This window comes from Binatus sp. (SeqCode) (assembly GCF_049584895.1).
Classification (GTDB): Bacteria; Desulfobacterota; Binatia; order Binatales; family Binataceae; genus Binatus.
The window spans coordinates 14,111-33,830 of record NZ_JBAUYR010000103.1; the positions used below are offsets into that span (position 1 = coordinate 14,111).

The following is a 19,720-nucleotide window of genomic DNA, read 5'->3' on the forward strand; positions in this document are numbered from 1 at the left end:
TCGCTCGATCTCGCGTAGCGCCCATTTTCGCGAGCGGAGCCATAGGGGTAGATCGCTCTCCAGACTGGCTAGGCCAAGAAATCCTGTAGCCATCAGCGCGAACGCCGCCAGTAGCACGAACAGCCGCCAATTCGCTGTCAACCCATTTAGCGCCAGATTCACGATCACGGCGCAACCCGCCGCGATAAGCGTGACGTAAAAGTCCCGTTTCCACATAGAACTCCCCTCGCTTCCCCGGAGATAGTTTCTCCTGCCGTTAGATATTCTACATACTCGCAGGGACGACTAAATCCCCCCCCAAGGGCGGATCACCGCTCGGGGCGTGTGGGCATCTCAGCCCCAAATAGTCAATAGCTATTTTCTGGGCTAGTAATTAGCCTAGCAACTAGACTAGTTATTAGCTATTGACATATAGTAATTAAAAGAATAGTCAGTCGTTCATAAATCGCGGCTTGAATCAAAATGCCGCGTGGGTGGAACAGAAATGGCAATGAAAGACGCAGTTGAAAAAGAGTTCAGGGAAATCACTAAACTCGCCCTAGGGGCAGCGGTACAACTGAAGCTCCACCAGGGACAACAGAAGAGTTTGTTGGACGAGATTAGGGTTGAATACGGATGGTGGGAGGGACAAAACCTCAACCGGGCGCAAGCGAGACGCTTTCGTTGCCTGGAAGCGATCGCGAAAATTTTAGATCCGCTGCACATCAAAGAGATCGGCGTGGGCGACTGGATCCAAGAGATAGACCAATGTGTCGCAGTCCTCATGCGCGATGTATCCAAAGCCGCGCCCGCTCCCGGTGCTAGTTTGCTGCGAGTTTTCGAAATGGAGCGGATAGCTGCGTACGCTGCTACTGGGCGGTGATTTTTATGGAACAGGAATGGGCAACGATAGAGGAGGCGACAAAGTACCTACAGATCAGTGCGGGTACGTTGTACAATTGGATAAGTTCCCAGCGGTTCACGGCCGCGGATGGTTTGCGCCGCTTCGGCGGCGCCGTTCGAATACATTTCCCGACCATGAAAGCGCGCTGCAGAGCGGATAAACTGCTGTCGAATGGAGCGGCGCCACAAAAGATCCCGAAGCTGAAGCGCGTCGCGCGACCAGGTAAGAAGCTCGGGCGTCCGCGGACGCCGCCGCCGAAGGTGTTTTCTTTCGAAAGCACGGAGCCCGCGGAATTCCCCGATCTGGCGCTGCCGTCCGATCAGATGGCTGCGGCCGCCGGCCGTTAGCGACTGAAGGGCTTCTTCGCTCCGGCGGGATTACCGGCGCGGCTTAGCCACCGCGACGTGCAACCGCCGGCCGTTGATCGTCTGGCCGTCCAGGTCGAGAATCGCGCGAGTGGAGTCGTCAACCTCGACAAATCCAAAGCCACGACTACGCCCCGTCGGATCGACGACGATTGCCGCAGCCGTGCAACTGTACGGCTGAAAAAGATCAGACAGCTCGCGCTCGCTCATCGCGCCGAGGTTGCCAACAAAAACTCGCGTTCCCGACCGCCCTTCGTCCACCAAATGTCTCGATCCCACTCTCCTAACCCTCCCTGAACCTTTTCTTTGCGAGCCACGCCCGCAATGGTTTTCTGATCTTCTTCGTTTTTCGCGGGCAGCCGCTGATCCCGCACACAAAGCCGGGGACAATGCGCGGCTCGATGCCGCAGACAGCGCACACGTCGCGCTCGATCACTATTCGGCTCTGCATCTCCCTAGTGGCTGTCCCGTTTTTCAGATGAACGCCCATCAATAGGCCCAGCGGGAATGTTTGGCGCGTTGCCGCTGACGCGCGAAGCGGGCTTGGTCCGCGCGCAGGTCGTCGGCTCGGGACTCGCGCTCTCGGCGGCCTAGCACACTCGCGCCGACAGGTGCCGCGCATTCGCTGAGCGAAGTAAATGCATATTCGCCGCGGCCCTCGCCACGCAGGTAATTCAGCGCCTGCGTGATCGCGTCGACCATGTCGTCGTGCGGCGCTGCAGGAAACGACGTCATCTCATCGAGGAAATCGGCAAGCCAAGATGCTTCGGCAGGAACGAACACTCGCCCACTCTCGATCAGTGGACTCACCGCATGAGCGCGACTGACTTTGTCGCCCATCGGTCTGACCGGCAGGATCGGCAATCGAGTTTCGGCTCGCAAGGCTTGAATTAGGCTCTGTCCGCTCGCGGCATCCTCAATCAACACGCCGTTCGGTCGCCAAATTTCTGCCAGTGCTACCGCCTGGCGCTTGAGCTCGGGAAATTCCCATCGGCCGCGGCTGACGTGACGGATGTAATAACCGTCCTTCGCCTCGCTGACAATTGCGACTACTGAGAAGTCGTTACTAAGTCCGGCTTTAAAGGCTGTGTCGAGACTGAAGATTGTTCGGTGGCACTCGACGGCGCCGGCGTACTCGCGCCACCATTGTCGCTTGAAGATACCGCCCTCTTCTGAAACTGGACGCTGTTGGTACAGCGCCGACCACGAAGCGGTTCCGATAGCTTCACGAATCCGCGCGAGCGTCTCGAGCGGAAATCTCTCACACCACAGCGGATCACCTTCATTACGCCATCCTTCGTTGGTCTCGCCGATTGCCGGCAGTGAGATAACCTTCCATCCTTCGCTCGCGTGTTCCCGCAACAGCCATCCCGCGAGGTCTGCTTCGTGCCATCGAGTTTGAATGAGGACGACGGCGCCAGCCGGTTCTAACCTCGTGTAGGCGGTCGATTCGTACCAGTCTTGCAGTGAACGCCGGAACACGGGCGATCGGGCATCGTCGGCACTCTTGATCGGATCGTCTATCAGCAGCAGGTCGGCACCCCGACCGGTCAGCGGTCCGCCGGCTCCAACTGCGTAGTACGCACGGCCGGCAGTCGTATGAAATCGATGAACACTATCGCTATCGTCGGCGATTACGCATTCAGGAAAGATTTGACGATGCAGCCGTTCGCTGGCGAAGTTGCGAACGCGCCGGCCGAAATCGCTCGCGAGTTCTTGGCCGTACGAGCTGGCGATGATCGATTTGCTCGGATTCCTGCCCAAATACCACGCCGGAAACAATTGACTCGTCGTCATCGACTTGCCATGCCTGGGCGGCATGCAGATGATGACCCGATCGAGTTCGCCGCGCTGAACTCGTTCGAGCACCTGGACAAGGATGCGCAGATGCGAGGGCAGCTCGAATTTCGGATACATCGCCGCTGAGTAGGCCGCGAGGTCCTGGCGCGCGTGATTAAATTGCTGGACTCTGCCCACCACTCGCCGCACCTTCCCGCACCTTCCGCACCTTCGAAATCCGCTCAAACACGGCATCGAGACTGCGGTCACCGCGATCCGAAATCGACGCTGCGGTCAGACCGCAAGTCCGCAAAAGGTCTGCCTGCGTGGCCGCCATCCTTCGTACCGCATCCAAACTTGCGCAGAGTTCCCCATCGGAATTGAGCAGGCTTTCTCGATCGCGAAGCGTGGAATACGCCCGCTCCAGCATCAGAGTGACGATTGCCAAGCTCCGGAATGCCGGTCGCAGCCGCTGATCTGTGGATCCGCTCAGCCTCTCGTATCTGAGAGTCAGCCGGCGGACGACTTGGTCCCGTTTTCGCGCCAAGCCGCGCGGCTGAGTCTTTGCAGGCGTCATCTGATTTGCAGTTTCCATTCTTTAAAATCAGCCGGGCAGGGAGGCGGGGAGGACAACCCGCTTCCCCGCATCTGCGAGAACGCGTTTGCCCGGCTTTTTGCCGCGGGGGAACCGCCGATGGCAATCAGCGATCCTTTCGGAATGGAGCGCACTCCGCCGCAACGCTTTGTTCATTTTCGTTTCGTAACGTTCGTGTCGCCGTTTGGATAGACAATGCCTATCCCTAGTTGCTGCACCGGCTTGCCGATGCTTCCATCCGGCCGTCGCACGTCTTCGTCGTCGCTATTTTCCTTTTCGCGCACGTCGCGAATCGGAACACCAGGCTCGTCGTTGAGCCAACCAGCGTCGGTCGGCGGAATCGGGCCGGTCCCGAGGCCGGTCCCGAGATAGCCGCCCTTTCCGAGCAAAGCCACACCTGCGAGCCCGCCCTTTCCGTGCTTATACTTCAGCCTGGCGACCGCTTTGGGATCGATTCCCATGTTGCGCGCGACTTTGATATCGGAATCGTTTAAGCTAATGTCCACCGTGTTCACTCCCTGTTGTTGTTTCGCATTCCTTGAAATATTGCCCTGTCGATCGTAAAGCTCGATCGCGATTCCGCCGATGCAAACCCCGATCATTCGTATTCCTTCCCGACCATATGCCGCGGCCCCGACGTGCGAATGAGCCCTTGACGCTCTACGTGAACTGCCATGGCTTCGAGTTTTTCGATCGCCTCGTCGGTAGGAAATCCGGCCCAGGCCAAAAATTCTGACGGGCGCATACTGTCCGGCAAATCGACCTGCCACCGCGGGCGCTGATCCAACGCGAATTGACGAACGTCCTCCCGGGTGATCGTCCGCCGCTTCATTGTCACGGTACGGAAATCGACAGCTACGATCTCGTCGCCCTGTTCAAGCATTGACTTGATCGCGCTTTTTTCTGGGGCGCGCCATCCGTGGTCATCGAGCGAACGAAACCATGGCTCGAATGTGTCAGCTACATTCCATGGCTTCAAAATCCCAGCGCGCCTTTCAAATCCGATCGCGGCGCGAAGGTCCGCGGCGTATTCTGCGAGCAGAGCATCGATTCTCGCATAGTCGCGTCGCTTCACCGGCGCTTCAGCCCGCGTCGCAAGCCTCTGTCGCACCGGACCGGCGATTCGCGTGAAATCATCGGCGGAAATATCCGTGCGCTGATCGTCGTCGGTTCGTTTCCGACCAGCCTTGAGATACTCGCGCGGATCGTTCTCGACATAACTGTCAATCATCGCGTCGAAATTCTTCTCGTCCATCACCACACCTCGATCACGGAAATTTGGATCTTGCTGGCCGCAGCTCCCGGATGGGGCGCGGACGTGTTCGGATCGTTGCTTCCGGTCACAACGACGCGCACACGGCTCGCGGTCCCGACCAGTGACGCCAAGGCGGTCGCTGCAGCCGTCATTGCAGACGCGAAGTGACTGGCGGCCGTCGCGTCGCTGTGTAGCGGTGTATGTGGGCCGTCCATCGAAACCGCGTCTGCGAGTGTCGCGGTCGATAAGGCCTCCGCAACTGCGGATTTGGTACCCTCGTTCGTATACTTATAATTTGCCATTAGAAATTCCTCCCTTGCTTTTTTTCACCACATCCGGATATCCCCGATCGCCCGAGCAAATCCCGTGAACGCCCAATTTGATGCTGCCGGCGTCGGCGTAGCAGTTGGTGTTGCCGTCGGGCTCGCGGTGGGCGTCGGTGTGGGAGTCACGGTTGCGGTCGCGGTGGCCAGCAATCCGAAAAACACCAGCGCGAAAAAGATTCCCCCCTTCATCCACCCCACAACCCCTTTTAGAAATCCGTCCGCGAGCGGTTTTCCAATTCATGTTTTATGCGGTCGACCAATGCAGACATGTTCCGCTCCGTCACGTCGCCTTGCACAATAATGTTGATCGTGATGGGGGCGGCTGACGGTCCGGCACCAGAGGCAGCGGCAGCGCCCGGCAATGCGAGCGCAGTCGAGAAAGCCACGGCCGCCATAGTCCGCTTCATCGCGCGCACCGCCGCGTCGGGACGAATGGCGGAAGCCACTTGCTCGACGATTTTGATCCTGTGGATGTCTTTCAATGCGCCCGTGCGGGCTGGCGAAAAAGGCAAAAAATCACGAATTTTTTTCACGACGCCCTCGATGGATTCGATCGCCCAATGCGCTCCCGACATGATGCCATCGGCCAACATCTTGACCAGGTGCAAGCCGCTGTCGAAAAGTTTGGGAAACCAGGTGGCAACCGCAGCCACGACGCCGGCGACCGCGAGGCCGATACCAGCGATAGAGGCTACGACTGTGCCGATCGTCGATCCGAACGACGCGACGACCAGCAACGCGCCTCCTAGCGCGATAGCACCGCCGACTACTACAGCGAGACCGGCCGCCATCGCAGCGAACAGCGCCACAAATTTTACGAGCTGCGGATGGGCGGTCGCAAACCTCAGAACGAAGTCTATCGCCCGGCCCAGATAACTCATCAGCTTGATTACGGTCGGCGTCAGCGCGGTTCCTATCAGTTCCTCGAGCGCGAAAAATTTCTGAGTGAGAATCTGCCACTGCGCGCCCGGCGTTCTCTCCATAATCGCTTGCGCGCCGGCGGCCGCACCCGCCACGTTGTCCAGCTGTCCCCGCATCCCTTCCATCTCGGCAGGATCCAGCAACAGTGCGCGCAGCCCGCGGATACCGAATGTTTTCTGAATCTCAGCCAGGGCGCCGGTCGGAATTGCGCTCATCGAACCGTACAGGCTGATGAAATGAGTCCGAATCGCCTCCAGACTCTTCATGTAGTCGAGGCCGCCTTCCTTATTGTGCACCAAGGCAATCCCGAGCGTCTTCGACATCTTGAGAACGCCGTGCAGCGATTCCTCAAACGCGGCACCAGCTATCGATCCAGTCAGACCATGTCGCGTGAAATCAGCCAGGATCGCGACCATGTCCTTCATGCCCTGCGGCGATCCCATACCGGCCGCCAACGCGGTCGGCGTCGCTAACTCCATCTGCGAACGCAATTCCTCGATGTTTTTGTAATCGAATTGTCGCGTGGCGTACGCCATCACATCGCCGAGCGCCTTGAAATTCTGTTCGGCACTCTTCGCCGGATCTTTGAAATTTATGTAGGCAAGATTGAGGGTCCGCTGCGTCTCTTCCATATCGCCGCCGAGCCCGATGGCCAGTGCGGATGCCGTGTTCATCGACGCGATCGACGTCGCCATCGAAAAACCGGCGCTTTTCCCCAAATAAAGTTGCTTTATAACCTGTTCTTCTGAAATCGCATGATGAGTGGCAGTATCGACGGCTGCCTTATGCGCCGCGGCTAATTCTTCGACTCCGGCCGCGCCCGCCGGGACGACCGTTTGAAGCCGCGCCATTTGATCTTGTATGATCGAGGCGGCCTCGACCGTTTTCAGAAGTCCGTAGCCCACGCCCGCGCCGATAGCAGCAACACCCGCGCCTACCGCCATCATGTGCGCGCCTGCAGCGCGGGTAGCGGCGCCGGCTTTGTTTAGCTTCTCGATCTGGCCGGTAAGAGCCGCGATAGGCTTTGACGCGCGATCGATCGCGGTGAGCCGAATGAAAAGTTCAGTCAAGCTACTCACAATGACCCCAATTTTTCCGCGGCTATCGGACCTGCGGCAGATCTACAAGCGCGGAGCGCTTCAAGAATCGCGCGAAACTTCGACGCGAGCGCGGCTTCGTCACGGGGCAGACACTTCTTGAACGCTCGCTTAAACTCACGCATCGACGCGTCAATCTGCGCTCGCATCGCGACGTGCTCTGCCTGTAGGGCGTGGTAGATTTCGCGGAGTTCCGAGGAAGCCATATTTTCAGGCGTAGCACGCGGTTCGCGTGCCAGAAGTGAGTGTTTTCGATACCCTCGCGCAGCGGAAATAATCTGATCGATCATCGGCTTTCACCTCGGCAATCAGCGCTTTGATCATCCGCAGAATGACTCCCGCGCACTCCGTCAAGCTGACCCGATGCAGCCTGAGCAGTTCGAAGAGTCCAGGCGATCTCCAGTAGCCTTCGGTGGTTTGAAATATGATGGCTTCGGCGTCAAACCCGCGTCGGAGGTAGACGCGAATCAACCTCGAATCGTCGCCGATGTCGCATCGCAGGACATGCTCGATCATTTGCACATGGTCGCCGGCGAAATGTTCTGTGAGCCAGCACGATTCGCAAAGTTCCGCGCCGTCTTCGATCCGTGAGACCCAATAGCCTGTGCGGTGATGGCCATTTAGGAGCGTTACAAACGGAAGGAGGCAGTCGCGACAGAAGGGCCACGAATTATCGCGCAAGAGATCAACCCCGGACACCGCTCGGTCTTCCGTTGCCATCCGCGAGACGCGCCCGAATCGCTTCTCGTGCTGTACCAGGTCGTCGAAAACTTCGCGCGGTATGAAGCACCGCTGATAGGGGTCTTCGTTGTAATTTGGCGGTCTTACGAGGAGGTTAGAGGGATGCAGCGACAGCCCCTCGACACCTTGAAAGGATGTCAGATTGCAATTCGCGATAGCGTTTATCTCGCCGCGCAGATCGTTGCGATAGGCACGCTGACTGTCTGGTAGGTTGTCGATACTCATTGCGTTCCGTTCTCTCTCCTCTCGGCCGCGCGGCGCCAACCGTTGCGGCCGTTCCTTTTTCAGTTTTTGGTTTCCTCGCCGCGACGATTTATCAAGAGCAGCTTGCCGTTCGGCAATTTCACCCCAACGCTCATTGCGTAGCACGGGATGAGTTCGCACCCCGGTCCCAACTCCATCAGTCGAGCTCGCAACGCTTCCATCGCGTCAGAAGACCAGCGGTAGTACTCGGCGCCTTTTCCAGACTGCCAAGCTTGAAAATTCTCGAGCTGAATCTCGATTGAGGGCGCGCCCGGACGTTCGAGGCCGCGAAGAGTCGCACCTAGATCGGCGGCGATCCGCTGGAGCAACGCATTGAATTCATCGTCGGAGAGTTCGAATAATCGGGCGCTGATAGCCTCGTCGACTTCGATCCCGGCGGCGCCTGCTATGAGTCGGAGACCGTTTGTCAAACGCACGCGCGGCCTGGGTTTCACGTCATTTTGTTTTTCCATCGAATACGTTCTCCGAATCTTCAATTCGCCGATATTCTCGACGTCGCGCGAAAACTAGCAGAGTTTTCGCGTGCCTGATTTGAAGTTCGTTTTTTCGATGTCCTTGAGACCGAACGCGAATAGAATCCACGCTCTAAGCGTTCGACATGGGCACTACATGGGCAGAAGCATCCGGCGGCATGTGCAAAATAGTGCCGCCGTGATGCTTGCCCAAAGGGCGAAACCTCAAGATTTGACTGGATAGAGACCGATGACGCCCCATGGTCTACAGGATCCGACCGGACTGAAAATCCTTGTGTCGAGTGTTCGATTCACTCCCTGCCCACCAAAAATAAGCAGCGCATTAAAGGCTTTTTCCGACAATAGAAGGTCGGCTCGCCGGGGGGATCCTCTCAACCTTGCCCGTACCGTGCCCATTTTGAGAGGTCGTATCCGCGCGCAGCGCAGAAGTAGGAGTACTGTGAATGATTTTCGTCAGCTACAGTCACAGAGATGAAGAATGGCGAAGGCGATTCGAGATCGTATCCAAGCCGCTGGCCCGCGCCGAGAAGATGCAGTTTTGGTCAGACCGCGACATCAAGGCAGGCGATTGGGAGCGGCAGATCGAGGCAGCGATGAAGGAAGCAGCCGCTGCAGTCCTGATGGTCAGCGACAACTTCCTCGCCTCGGATTACATCATCCAAAAGGAATTGCCTCGTCTCGTTCAGGCTAGTAAGACCCGGGGACTCATGATCTTCTGGGCCTATCTCGAACCTTGCGACGTCAAGCGGTACCCAGAAATCACGCGCTTCCAAGCGATGAAACTCACTAGTCTCGAGCCGATGGCCAAAATGACGCCGTGGCAATGGAAACAGTCAATGCTTAACGGTTGCGACATGATCGACGAGTTTCTCAAGCGACTCGAACAACCGCACATAAACCGTGCGCTGGACGGCAAAAGCTTTCCAACCGAGACCCAGGTGCCGCTGCTGTTGGAGCCTGCTCGGCGCATCGTGGAAGTTTTGGTTTACGCTCACGATGGGAAATGGTGGCGTCAGGCGCCGATCAAGGTCGGCGCGAAGGCGACGAAGATCCACCTTGGCAACGCTGCTACTAAGAAAGGTGCGCGATACAAGATCGTCGCGATGACTACAGAACGTCCTCTGACGCAGCAAACATACCTAAGCGTACCCGACTTCCGTAGAAAGTCCCCCGAGATAGCGCTCATCCGCGGTTGAAGCCAACGCTCAACTTGTTTCTGACTTAATTCCTAGCAAGTGGCAAAGGGATAACCTTCGACGGCCGCTGAGCGTCTGCGGCGTGGAGCGCCGCCAGCCGCACGGCGCCGTCTTTGAGCATCGTCTCATCTGCGATCGCGTACCTCGAGTAAATGCTCTGCGTACGATGCCCGACCATCGCCATTGCCGCCGATCGCGGTACGCCGGCGCGCTCAAGGTTTCGAACGGCTGTCCGCCTGAAGTCATGGGGAATCTTGCCGGCCAGGCGTGCACGTTCGCACGCGCTCATCCACACTTTACGGAAAGAGCCGATGGGTCTGCCCTCGCGATGAAACAGCCAGGGAATGATCTGCCCGGTTTCCTTTTCGAAGGCCCGCGTTCTTTCGAGCTGAGCTGCCAAGGTCTCGCGCAGGTCCGACGTCAACGGGAACATTCGGCCTTCGCCGTTTTTGCTTTCACCTGGATCGAGCCGCAACCATCCGGCCTCGAGGTCGACGTGATGCTTCTGCCTGGTCAAAATCTCCGAAGTGATTCGCCAGCCGGTAATGTATGCGACCTTAAGAACAGGCCGAATGTCGGCCGCCGCGAGCTTCACCATTCCGAGCTCATGATTAATCTTCGCCGGTGACAGACCCTCATCGCGCCGGCGCGCACGAAACGCCTCGACCTCGAGGTCGCTTACCGGGAGTTCCGACAGGACGGCCCTGAACTCCTCAGCTTCGAAAAATCCCTTTCGCCGATTCGCTTCGTGCAGCATCGAAACATGCGGCCGGGCAGCGAGTTTGCCGGCGATCTCCGCGAGTTTGAGCGCCCGCTTCAGTGCCGCGAGCTCCCGATTGATCGTCGCCGCGGCCGCGCCCTTTTCCAGTCTCGAGGCTTTGTAGGCAGTGATTCGATCGCTCGTAATCTCCATCGCGCGGCAGTCATTGTCGAAATATCCGCGCAGATGCGAAAGAGCGCCTTCGATGCGGTCGATGCTACGCCGGCCGTTAGCCTTGTAGTCACCGACCAGCATTTCCGCGACTTCGCCGAAAGTAGTCCGCTCGACGCTGCGGCCGACGGGCCTGCCCTGGGCGACCTCGCCGAGCCGCTTCTTCAGCAGCTTCATCGCGGCCGCGTGGCTTGTGCCTTCGTTTACGAGCTTGCTGGTCTCAGGGTCGATCCGATCGTCGCGCGACGATTCTCGGCACTTCTTGCCCTTGTGATAGTACGAGATCCATCAAACGGCCGACTTCTTGCGCTCGTGAGTCTGTTTGTCGACATAACTTGGCTGATAGACGGAGCCGATTCCTCGAGCGCTTCTCATCGCGCCCCCCCTGCTTTCTCGTGCTCTTGAGGTAGAGCTCGAGCGCCGACGCGATCACGTCCTTAAGGTCGCGCCCTTCGTCCATGGCTCTTACGTGCGCCGCTTTCCACAACGCTGCCGGCAGCTCGACGCTTGTCTTCTTGGTTTCCGCATTCTTGTTTGCCATATCCAGATATTTAGCATTCTGGATATCAATGCGTCAATCACGCCTTTCTGGTCGCAAGCCAGTGGGAAATGCCATTCTTCGAGCAGAGCAACGATTTGCTCGAGATGCGCTTAACGAACGGCAGTCGTGCGGCGTTGCGATAGATCCATTGCGGTTTGCGACGAAGCATAGCGGCCGCCTCGTCGACGCGCAGCATCTGATCGTCAGCGTCGACCCTCGCCGCGCTCGAAACGCTTCGGTGGGCCTCGACGCTCGCGAGCTGCGCGGCCAGCGCGCTCTGCACTACAGCGGTTCGCACTAGCAAGGCTGAAAGCGATGTCCTCTCGAGCGCAGCGAGGCATCGCGGATCGCGGGCGATATCCTCCAGGCTTGGAACAGCCGCGATGCGTTGCTCGGTTGAGGGATCCATTCGCCTTTACCATTCGCCCGGATAGGGAACGTCGAGCGTATGCTCGAGCACGGCCATCCTTTGCGCGCGCGCGTCGCACGGCCAGCTCGAGCCCGACTGCGGCATCGTCTGGATGCGAACTTCAATCATCGGCATCGTTCCTGACGCGCGCGTAGTGCGCGGCGACGACGTCATTACGGAAGGCGAGGCAATCGATTGTTGGACAATGCGAAGCTCGCTCGGCTGTTGTCGGCAAAAGCTCCATAGCCAAAAAATCAAACCCGATCCCCCACCCCCCTCCATTTCGCGACCACGCGTTTGTGGCTGCTAAGCGGTCAACGCTCGCTGACTCCCAGAGATTTGATCCCCCTATCCCCACTAGCTGATCGCGTCTGCCAGCCGGTCGCTCAACAATCGATATCCAATACCGACTGTGCTTTCATGCACTCTCCCGCTAACCTCGTGCGCTCTATGCGAGCGCCGTTCCTCGATCGCGAAGTGATCGCGCGGCGAAATAATCGTCATGCCATTCCATCGGATAGTCTTGGATCATCTGGCCGCCAAGCAGACCCTGCTCGATGAAAGCCTCTCGCGTTCCCCAGGTCCGGCATCGCGAGCACATGACCTCTCCTCTCGTGCGTGCCGAACATCGTGCACAACCTAACGGATTGCTGCATTTCCAACAGTCGCCATAAGTCTGTCGGGTGTGATGATGCGCCACTCCCGCCTTCGATTGACCGTGGCAATGAAATACCTCCCAAGTAGCAGGCCATTCGCACTCCCGAGTGAGATTGCGGCTGCAAGTACCGCAGACTGCCGAGGTCGCTGTCGAGCCGCCGCCAGCGCCACTTACTTCTGTACGTGGCCGCAACCTAGCCACCGATTTGGCCCTCGTAGACCTTCAGCGCGTTGTCTTCCTCAAGGAGCCAGTCGAACTTCGCTTGAAACGGCCTTTCAAAAGAAGCCGAAGGGTTAATTTGCCCCTTCAGGAATGGTGATTGGCTGATACGCTCAAAGACGACTTCCCACCAATTCGGAAGCGGATGTTCACGTATCCTTGCGAGTGCTTTTTTGCGGCGGTTCCTCGAAAGCTCGGTTACCGCTGGAAGTCCGAGTGGCACACAGTATTCGTTCCAAGCTTCGATCAGGTCTTCGGGCGTGACAGTTTCAGTCTCTGACTCCGTTTTCTTGGGCACCACGCTAAGATGACGTCCATTGCGTTCAGGTATCTGCGTAGTCTCTGTTGTAGTCTCTGGATCAGATCTATCGAGATCTGATTTCACCACGTCGCCATCCGGTATTTTCCGGTCAGCCATCTGGGGACTTCCAAGCTGGCCATTGCGTGTGACCCAAAGCTCGTCAAGCCGCTGACGGTCGATCTTAAAGTAGAGCCGATGCTCAATTCGCTTATAGTGGGACTGCAGGACGCCCTTTTCGGTTAGCTCCTTTCGCGCAGCCCGCAGCTCGTCGATAGTCAAGCCCGTCTCGTCGGCCAATTCCTCTTGAGATTTCCAAAACCAGCCCGATTCGGTTCGCTCGCCCCAGTAAAAAAGCTGGCAGAAGAGAAGGCCGGCTTTGACCCCGCCCAGAAATTTCGCCACACCCGGAAGGTACGCGATCGGGCGCCCTACGCCGTGCAATGTCTCTGAAAGTTTCATCGGGTCAAACCTACTTCACCCGCCTCATCAACAACGCTTGATGTGCGCTTTCGCGTTGTCTGCTCATGTCGCGAATTGCCTTCACCAAGAGACTAAGCTAACAAATAAGATGTATAGTACAAATAGCTGACTTTGTACTACACACTAGGGGAGCATGAGAAGATGCAAAAAAACGGACTACTCGGCGGTAAGTGGTGGAAATTCGACCGCTATAGGATCTGTGAGGCTGGATTCATTCGCCGGTCACTACACATCTTGCCGGCTGGCGGAGCGAAGCTCATTGAATACGATCCCTGGGCGCAATGGGGGCGCGACCGGCGCGTCGTTGGACAGAGTATCGAATCACCGTATCGAAGGTTCCTTGATATGGTGGGCAGACTGCGATGTAAAACCCCGATCGTTAAACGATTGTCAGAAATTCCCTCGAGCATCTGGGTCAGTCATTCGGAACAACTCATGGACGATAGCAAGACAATGATCGTCCAATGGTGCCATGAGCAAGGTTTGCTAGGATTGATGCCCCATTCGATTTCCCAAGTGGTTCTCGCTCCGCACGTCGAAAAATTTCCTAAGTCGGATGCGATCGTTCATAAAAAGGCCGGCAATCGGCCTCCCTCAAGCATCCAATGGCAAGTCCAATATGCTAGAACGTCGCGCGGATGGAGCGAATCTAGGCTTCCGACTGCCAGCCGCGGCGCCATAGAGCCAGGAGTTCTGACTCAGCGCGGCACCTACGAATCATTGCAGCATCTGGCACACTTTTTCCCGAAAGTCGCCAGACCCGATATCTCAGACGAGTGGAAAACACATCGCTATCCGCTACCGCTGACTCCAAAGTTCTGGTCCGAGTATGGAGAATCTCTCTCCGATTTTCTGTTTGCCGCCCATATGCTGCGACTGTCGGTTGACGCCATGGCGCTGAAGAAAAACCCACGATCTCAGGTAGACCAGCAAAGGATGTTCGCACTCGAAGCCTTTCTAGACCCTTTGCTGACTCCGATCGGCTTCACCTACGGACTCCAATCTGGTGTCGGCGTCGTGCCACGCCTCTATGCCGGCTCATTGCTGGCAGCATTCGCTGCGATGGCACTGGAGGACGTTCCTAAAGGCCAAATCAAGCGCTGCCCAGTCTGCGGAAGCCCGTTTGTAGCGGGCGCTCATCAACAAACGCTCTACTGTTCAAAGCGTTGCCGATGGACAGCGCAGCGACGCGCATACCGTAAGCGCAAGCGTGCTGACGAAATCGAAGGCGGTTGAAATCTCGAATCCGTGCGCCTCTCGGGGAGGCCAAAGCAAAGATCAGGGTAACCGAAGACGTTCAATTCGGCGTCGACTTCTGATTTATCCCTCGATTTTGTTTTAGTAGAGACCGTGACTCCTCATGTCGCACGTCTTTGAAAATTTCGCTGGTCTGGAGTGCTGCACTTCGGCGGTCACCCATATCAACAAGGCGGTCGAGAACTCGAAGCATGCCCTGCGCTAGAAGCGTTGGAAGAGGCTGCGACATCTCAGCAAAGGCATGTACGAGCGCCGCGATGCGGCTTGGAATGCTAGTTCCGCGCCACCCAATCGGCATGCCTTCCTGCATGTTCAAGACAACGGCAATCTGATCCACAAAGACTGCAGCGGGATAGTGTTCGATCGCGTTCTCGCAGAGCGTCAGGAACGAAAACATTACAAGAGAAATATCACCCACCGAGCGGATAAGTGGATCAGTGAGCGGTAGAATCACGCCGACCTCTCGCCAGTCACCATTCGCGAAGCGCACTGAACCACTCGCTTGCAAACCGGTAGCGAACATCAGAACACGGACGATTGAGGGTAGGTCATGTTCGAAGATCCTTCCATCACGGTGGTGAGCCATCTCCCATGCTCGATCCATCAGAATCCGCTGTTCGCAAGCTTGCAGGTACTGTATTGCATTGATGGAAACTGTCAGCGCGTCCATGATGCCGCCTGTCGCAAGAACACTAGCCAGCGGACTGATGAGGGAGGCTGCGATCTCGTCTTCGTAAGCAAAGATTGGATCTAGGATTCGGCGCCGCACCTCCTCGGGATCAAGCACGAGCGCCAGTCTCCCGAGAAACCAGCAAAACTGTCGCCTCCATTCGAGGAGCTCAGTGGAACGGTGATCCCTCCGCTCGGCATCTTCGGTCATCCACGAGGGGCTCAGCCGTTCATTGGTCCAGTCCAGAAGTTGATAGGAAAAGGCTAGTAGAGCGGGACCGCGCTCAGCATCAGCTAAGGCCTGTTGAATCGGGATCTTCGCGAGTACCTTTGGCAAAAAGTCCCATCGCAGAAACTCATCGGGGTCGCGCCAAATGGGTTCGCTGCTCCGAGAGCCGTCAGAGAACGTGTCTTCCTGAAGGGGACGCGGAGCAAAGATCCACGCTGGTGGAACGTCTGGGAGTGAAGTGCGAGGTTCCACCGCGCAGAGTTCCTTGACGGCATGTTGAACGGCAGCGCCTACCCGATCCCTGCGCGCTTGGTTGTCGCCATAGGGAGAAGTGGAGATTCTGCTCGAGCCTATCGAGAGTTGAATCCCTAGATTCAGAGCAGCCCAAGCGAGTTTCGTGTCTGTTTCCCACAAAGATAGTCCAGCGCCAATTGCCTTTTCTGAGACTTCTTCGAGAGCATGCCCTCCAAGCTCCAGCAAGGCACCTGTTGCTCTCTCCTGGTCGATGCCTCGGCGGATTAGCCCGAGAACACCGTCTACTGCAAACAAGCAAGGATGATCTAGGTGCTTCGAACCGGCGAACCAGGTCGCGTCGTACTTTTCCGGAGTCTTACACGCACGCAAGGTCACGTCTGTTGCCCAGTCAAGGACGGCAAGATCGATTTCGCCGGCACATAGCAGGACGGCTGCGCTGATTCCTGCTACTGCATTTCGCGCCATGCTGGCATCATCTATCCCGCCGTGTGGCTCGGTGAACAAATCGCGACGGTCCGTCGCCTTCGCTCTCAGCAGGGCGTCAGGCAGTGACAACTCTGCCGAAAGTGCGCCTGACTCCAACGACATCCGCGCCCATGAGAGCAGAGTGAGCTGCTCATTCATCCGTGCCATGCGCTGCGCGCCTGCAATGACGTCCGGATCCGAAGCGGCGGGACTCTCCATCTTTATCAGTAACCCGGAGCCGTCCTCCGCTTGAACGGCGTGATAGTTACCGGGCTTTCCCAATTCCGACCAAATTTCTGCCGTGCGACGAAGCCAGGCTATACGAGCTTCGTCTGCTTTCTCCTCTTCAGACTCGAATGGCAAATCGCTCGGGAATGCCGTGATCGCCGCCTGAGCGCGTGTTCGCAATTGCTCGTCAGCGCTCAGCACGAAGAGCGGTGCGAGCCAACGAATTTCCATTTGTCGTGCTGGCCGCTCATTGGCGGCTGCAACCGAATTTGCGTGGCGAATGTCGGACTCATCGCTGAATCCGATCAGGTTGCTGTTGCCAAAGCTCCGTTCACGATATCCCATTTCCAGATCTTTTGCGACGTCGCGAGTGGCAAAGTGACGCGATTGGTGTCTTCGCGAAAGTCTTCTTTCGCCATCGTCGCCCAAGCGCGTGTTACGATTTCACGGAAATCGATGTTGCTAATTGCGGCGCTGATGGTCAGCTGGCGTTTGACTTGCAGACTCAGTCGCGCGAGAGAATCGTCGGATGCCAGTCCGTCAACGATCAGGTCGTCGAGCGGTTCTCCAAACGCGGCCTGTTGCACAGCGACCCGCGTTACAATGCGGCCTCCGAGGGCGGGACCAGATTCCTCCCCAAGAAGCGCTCCGAGATAGATCGCAACCGGAGCATCTTCGAATGTGAACCCGCTGCCGCCCGATATTTCTGGTGATTGGATCGTAGCTGCGTCCGAATGCATACGGATCTAGTCTGGCAGAAGTCGCGACCATAGCGCACATTGCCCGGTTTCTACAGGAAACCCTCCACTATCGCCGGCGCGGAAAAGCTTTGGACTGACCCGAAGTCGGTGTTGACAGTCGAGTTGCGCCTGCCCTGCTTCAGATGGTCACTATTCAAATGGAAATCGATAGCCGGGCTGATCCATCGACATCTCGCTGAATGCCGTGTTGATGTCGGACATGTCGGCTTCAGCTTCGGAGGAACTTTTCGAGGTAGATTCCCAAGTCGGTGTTACCAACTTCGTTCCATTCCATCGCCCGGGCGACTTCGCCGTTGCGGCGCTTGTCAAACTGCTTTACTCCCTGCGTCGCCAAATTCGGATCTCCGAAAGGTTCAATCGCAGCGGGAGCCTTGCGGTAGACGACCTTCAGCGCGCGAGGTGTTAAGTAGTTCTCAGTCGCTCGCAACTCCGTTAGATGACAGGAAATTCCGGCCACTTCCAAACTCGCTTTGACAGTCGATTGGCTCCGTGCAGCGGTTTTGTTCGGCCCTCGGCGTTCGCTGTCGAGGACTGCCCAAATCTTCGGATGTAAGTTGGTCCAAAGACTTGCATCAAAATTTCTGCCCGCAGCAGTCGTCCCGCCCAACGAAAGGACTGGAATGTTTTGACCTTTCAGTGATGGAGCCTTTTCAAGAAAGGCTTGGAAGACGGGTATATCGTTTGGTCCTTCGACCAAGAGGACCCTGTCCGCTAAAAGCACATCGGCAGGGGACGCGCCGATGCTGCCGAGAAGGTAGCGCAGTTCTGCGAGATCATGTGCCTCATTGACTGCAGTTCGCTTCTCCACTTCTTCAAATTCTGTTCGAAATACTCGACCGCTATTGCGCACAAACCAATTCAAAACGGTCGGACTGTGCGTCGTCGCAATCAATTGGACCCCATAGTCTGCGAGGCGATCGAGTAATTTCCTTTGCATGGTCGGATGAATGTGGAGCTCCGGCTCTTCCAAAAGGAGTATATCGATGGGCGGGAAGTGCCACTCCTGTGACAGCTTGGCAATCAACATGATGATGAGCGATTCACCTATACCGGCACCCAGCTGCGATATTAGGCGCAACCGTCCGTCGAGCGTGACGTTGATTTCAGGCTGTTCGTTGTTTTGCGGCGGCGTCGCGAACTGCGGAACCGACAGAGACACTCTCTGGCAACCGACGAAGTTCGCAAATTCGGCTTCAAAAGCTTGGAGTAAGTTGTGGCGCAGTTCTGATTCAATGTCCCTCGGATCTGGATTGGTAGCCGAACTCAGCCAAGTGACGAGGCCCTCTCCCCCTGCCATGAACCCGGCGTTTCCGTCAGACCCGACACGAGGTTGACGACTTGAAGGGAAATAGACGATGCGATCTAAGAGGGACTTAAAGGGCTCAAACATGTCTCGTGGATCGTCGATCGGCAAATTGTAACGATGTGCCCACGGGATTTGTTCTTTAGGCGGTACTAGAGAAGCAAATTTCGTTGACTGCCCAAGTCTGAACACTTCGCGATCGTCTAGACTAATTTTTTCGAGTTGGGCCTTCTGATCGTTCCGCGCGACTATCCCATATGCCACGCGAATAGGATCCACACTAGTTGCCGTGACTTCCAGCTTTTGACCTGAGAGATTTCGCAGCGCCCGTTCGAAAACAGGGACTATGGGCTCGAGGCGGCGATGAACGTCGAGACCGCTCGGAAGTAAGAAATTGACACAGACCTCGAACCTGTCCGAGCCGGTGTGAAAAAGTTGGGCCGTCAAGTGGGGCCGGGCGTCGAACCACTCCCACAACGTTAATTGCGAGGGGTTCTGACCCTGGGACCACGACTGCATGGCCGAAGTCCAGTTGATCCGTCTCAAATGATCCAGAGCCGACAGCAGAGTAGTCTTTCCACTACCGTTGGGACCGCATAAGACGGCGTGATTGCCATCCAGATGGAGGCGCAAGATTCCTTCGCCCGCTCCTAGATAGTTCTTTATTTCGAGGGAGTTTAGTTTGACCCGTTTAACCATCGTCAGCTCCGCCGTCACATGCAAGGCCGTTGTGTCCCAGCTCAGTTTTGGCTTTCAGAATACTCCTGACGAGAAGTGCGGAAAGGGATTCAAATCGGTATGTTGGCTCGCGATTCTCCGCTCCCCCTTCTTCCGTCGTCCCATGGAGGAGCGAAGCGATCAATTACGGACCCTTTGCTTCCTTGCTCTTCGAGCTCTCTTCGCGGTCGACGGCGAGCCAGACCTGTTTCTTCCCCCACCACCAAGAGATCGACAATTTCGTAGCGACCTGTCCACTAAAAATTCCATCTGAAGCGAAATTCGAGCGGCTGCGAGAATTGCTATCGAATTGATGCGCTCAAATGAGACGGGCTCCGATCCGAACTACAAGCGGCCCACCCCTAATCGAGATCGAAAACCCTCGGACACGGAGTCTTAGCG

General features: G+C 57.0%; 20 protein-coding genes and 1 pseudogene. 6 read left to right on the forward strand and 15 right to left on the reverse strand.

Features of this window, described 5'->3' with window-relative positions; all coding sequences use genetic code 11:
- Window positions 1–484 precede the first annotated feature (484 nt).
- The 3 genes and pseudogenes from WB650_RS18520 to WB650_RS18530 all read left to right on the forward strand — a co-directional run bounded on the left by WB650_RS18520 (window position 485) and on the right by WB650_RS18530 (window position 1,230).
- Window positions 485–862 (forward strand): hypothetical protein, encoded by a 378-nt coding sequence (locus WB650_RS18520; protein ID WP_423961537.1) that lies wholly within the window; start codon window positions 485–487, stop codon window positions 860–862.
- Between the two features lie 5 nt (window positions 863–867).
- A pseudogene (locus WB650_RS18525) lies at window positions 868–996 on the forward strand (helix-turn-helix domain-containing protein); the annotation flags it as partial.
- Between the two features lie 21 nt (window positions 997–1,017).
- A complete protein-coding gene (locus WB650_RS18530) occupies window positions 1,018–1,230 on the forward strand; it encodes a hypothetical protein (RefSeq protein ID WP_423961568.1) in 213 nt (70 codons plus the stop codon).
- A gap of 30 nt (window positions 1,231–1,260) precedes the next feature.
- On the opposite strand, the gene WB650_RS18535 is transcribed toward WB650_RS18530, so the two are convergent.
- The 7 genes from WB650_RS18535 to WB650_RS18565 all read right to left on the reverse strand — a co-directional run bounded on the left by WB650_RS18535 (window position 1,261) and on the right by WB650_RS18565 (window position 7,194).
- Window positions 1,261–1,527 carry an RNA recognition motif domain-containing protein gene (locus tag WB650_RS18535; protein ID WP_423961539.1) on the reverse strand — a complete coding sequence of 89 codons (267 nt, stop codon included), beginning with the start codon at window positions 1,525–1,527 and terminating at the stop codon, window positions 1,261–1,263.
- A 210-nt stretch (window positions 1,528–1,737) separates the two neighbouring features.
- A complete protein-coding gene (gene terL / locus WB650_RS18540; protein WP_423961541.1) occupies window positions 1,738–3,228 on the reverse strand; it encodes a phage terminase large subunit in 1,491 nt (496 codons plus the stop codon).
- Between the two features lie 546 nt (window positions 3,229–3,774).
- Entirely contained in the window at window positions 3,775–4,224 is a 450-nt protein-coding gene (locus tag WB650_RS18545; protein ID WP_423961542.1) for a hypothetical protein, read from the reverse strand.
- The gene (locus WB650_RS18550) at window positions 4,221–4,877 is read right to left on the reverse strand and encodes a hypothetical protein (RefSeq protein ID WP_423961544.1); all 657 of its coding nucleotides are present in this window, start codon (window positions 4,875–4,877) and stop codon (window positions 4,221–4,223) included. Before WB650_RS18550 ends, WB650_RS18545 begins: the two co-directional genes overlap by 4 nt.
- On the reverse strand, window positions 4,877–5,179 hold the full coding sequence (locus tag WB650_RS18555) for a hypothetical protein (protein ID WP_423961546.1): 303 nt from the start codon (window positions 5,177–5,179) through the stop codon (window positions 4,877–4,879). The genes WB650_RS18550 and WB650_RS18555 overlap by 1 nt, the downstream gene beginning before the upstream one ends.
- Window positions 5,180–5,203: 24 nt before the next feature.
- Window positions 5,204–5,392: a hypothetical protein gene (locus WB650_RS18560; protein ID WP_423961548.1), complete on the reverse strand. Its 189-nt coding sequence runs from the start codon at window positions 5,390–5,392 to the stop codon at window positions 5,204–5,206.
- A 17-nt stretch (window positions 5,393–5,409) separates the two neighbouring features.
- Entirely contained in the window at window positions 5,410–7,194 is a 1,785-nt protein-coding gene (locus WB650_RS18565; protein ID WP_423961550.1) for a phage tail tape measure protein, read from the reverse strand.
- 390 nt (window positions 7,195–7,584) lie between these two features.
- Here WB650_RS18565 and WB650_RS18570 point away from each other — a divergent pair, with 390 nt between their 5' ends.
- Complete coding sequence (locus WB650_RS18570; protein WP_423961552.1) at window positions 7,585–7,812, forward strand: hypothetical protein; 228 nt, start codon at window positions 7,585–7,587, stop codon at window positions 7,810–7,812.
- Between the two features lie 434 nt (window positions 7,813–8,246).
- Here the strand turns inward: WB650_RS18570 and WB650_RS18575 are convergent, their stop codons facing one another.
- Window positions 8,247–8,678, reverse strand: a complete 432-nt coding sequence (locus tag WB650_RS18575) for a hypothetical protein (protein WP_423961553.1) — start codon at window positions 8,676–8,678, stop codon at window positions 8,247–8,249.
- Window positions 8,679–9,142: 464 nt separating this feature from the next.
- Here WB650_RS18575 and WB650_RS18580 point away from each other — a divergent pair, with 464 nt between their 5' ends.
- Window positions 9,143–9,895 carry a TIR domain-containing protein gene (locus WB650_RS18580; RefSeq protein WP_423961555.1) on the forward strand — a complete coding sequence of 251 codons (753 nt, stop codon included), beginning with the start codon at window positions 9,143–9,145 and terminating at the stop codon, window positions 9,893–9,895.
- Window positions 9,896–9,920: 25 nt separating this feature from the next.
- On the opposite strand, the gene WB650_RS18585 is transcribed toward WB650_RS18580, so the two are convergent.
- The 4 genes from WB650_RS18585 to WB650_RS18600 all read right to left on the reverse strand — a co-directional run bounded on the left by WB650_RS18585 (window position 9,921) and on the right by WB650_RS18600 (window position 13,413).
- Window positions 9,921–11,003, reverse strand: a complete 1,083-nt coding sequence (locus WB650_RS18585; RefSeq protein ID WP_423961556.1) for a tyrosine-type recombinase/integrase — start codon at window positions 11,001–11,003, stop codon at window positions 9,921–9,923.
- Between the two features lie 401 nt (window positions 11,004–11,404).
- Window positions 11,405–11,776, reverse strand: coding sequence for a helix-turn-helix transcriptional regulator (locus WB650_RS18590; RefSeq protein WP_423961558.1), 372 nt, complete (start codon window positions 11,774–11,776; stop codon window positions 11,405–11,407).
- 6 nt (window positions 11,777–11,782) lie between these two features.
- Entirely contained in the window at window positions 11,783–11,905 is a 123-nt protein-coding gene (locus tag WB650_RS18595; RefSeq protein ID WP_423961559.1) for a hypothetical protein, read from the reverse strand.
- Between the two features lie 722 nt (window positions 11,906–12,627).
- On the reverse strand, window positions 12,628–13,413 hold the full coding sequence (locus tag WB650_RS18600) for a hypothetical protein (RefSeq protein ID WP_423961561.1): 786 nt from the start codon (window positions 13,411–13,413) through the stop codon (window positions 12,628–12,630).
- 162 nt (window positions 13,414–13,575) lie between these two features.
- On the opposite strand from WB650_RS18600, the gene WB650_RS18605 reads away from it, so the two are divergent.
- On the forward strand, window positions 13,576–14,670 hold the full coding sequence (locus WB650_RS18605) for a hypothetical protein (protein WP_422303921.1): 1,095 nt from the start codon (window positions 13,576–13,578) through the stop codon (window positions 14,668–14,670).
- A 61-nt stretch (window positions 14,671–14,731) separates the two neighbouring features.
- On the opposite strand, the gene WB650_RS18610 is transcribed toward WB650_RS18605, so the two are convergent.
- The 3 genes from WB650_RS18610 to WB650_RS18620 form a co-directional block, all read right to left on the reverse strand.
- On the reverse strand, window positions 14,732–16,882 hold the full coding sequence (locus WB650_RS18610; protein ID WP_423961563.1) for a hypothetical protein: 2,151 nt from the start codon (window positions 16,880–16,882) through the stop codon (window positions 14,732–14,734).
- The gene (locus tag WB650_RS18615; RefSeq protein ID WP_423961565.1) at window positions 16,843–17,277 is read right to left on the reverse strand and encodes a hypothetical protein; all 435 of its coding nucleotides are present in this window, start codon (window positions 17,275–17,277) and stop codon (window positions 16,843–16,845) included. Before WB650_RS18615 ends, WB650_RS18610 begins: the two co-directional genes overlap by 40 nt.
- Window positions 17,278–17,506: 229 nt before the next feature.
- Window positions 17,507–19,300 (reverse strand): AAA family ATPase, encoded by a 1,794-nt coding sequence (locus WB650_RS18620; RefSeq protein WP_423961566.1) that lies wholly within the window; start codon window positions 19,298–19,300, stop codon window positions 17,507–17,509.
- Window positions 19,301–19,720: the final 420 nt, after the last annotated feature.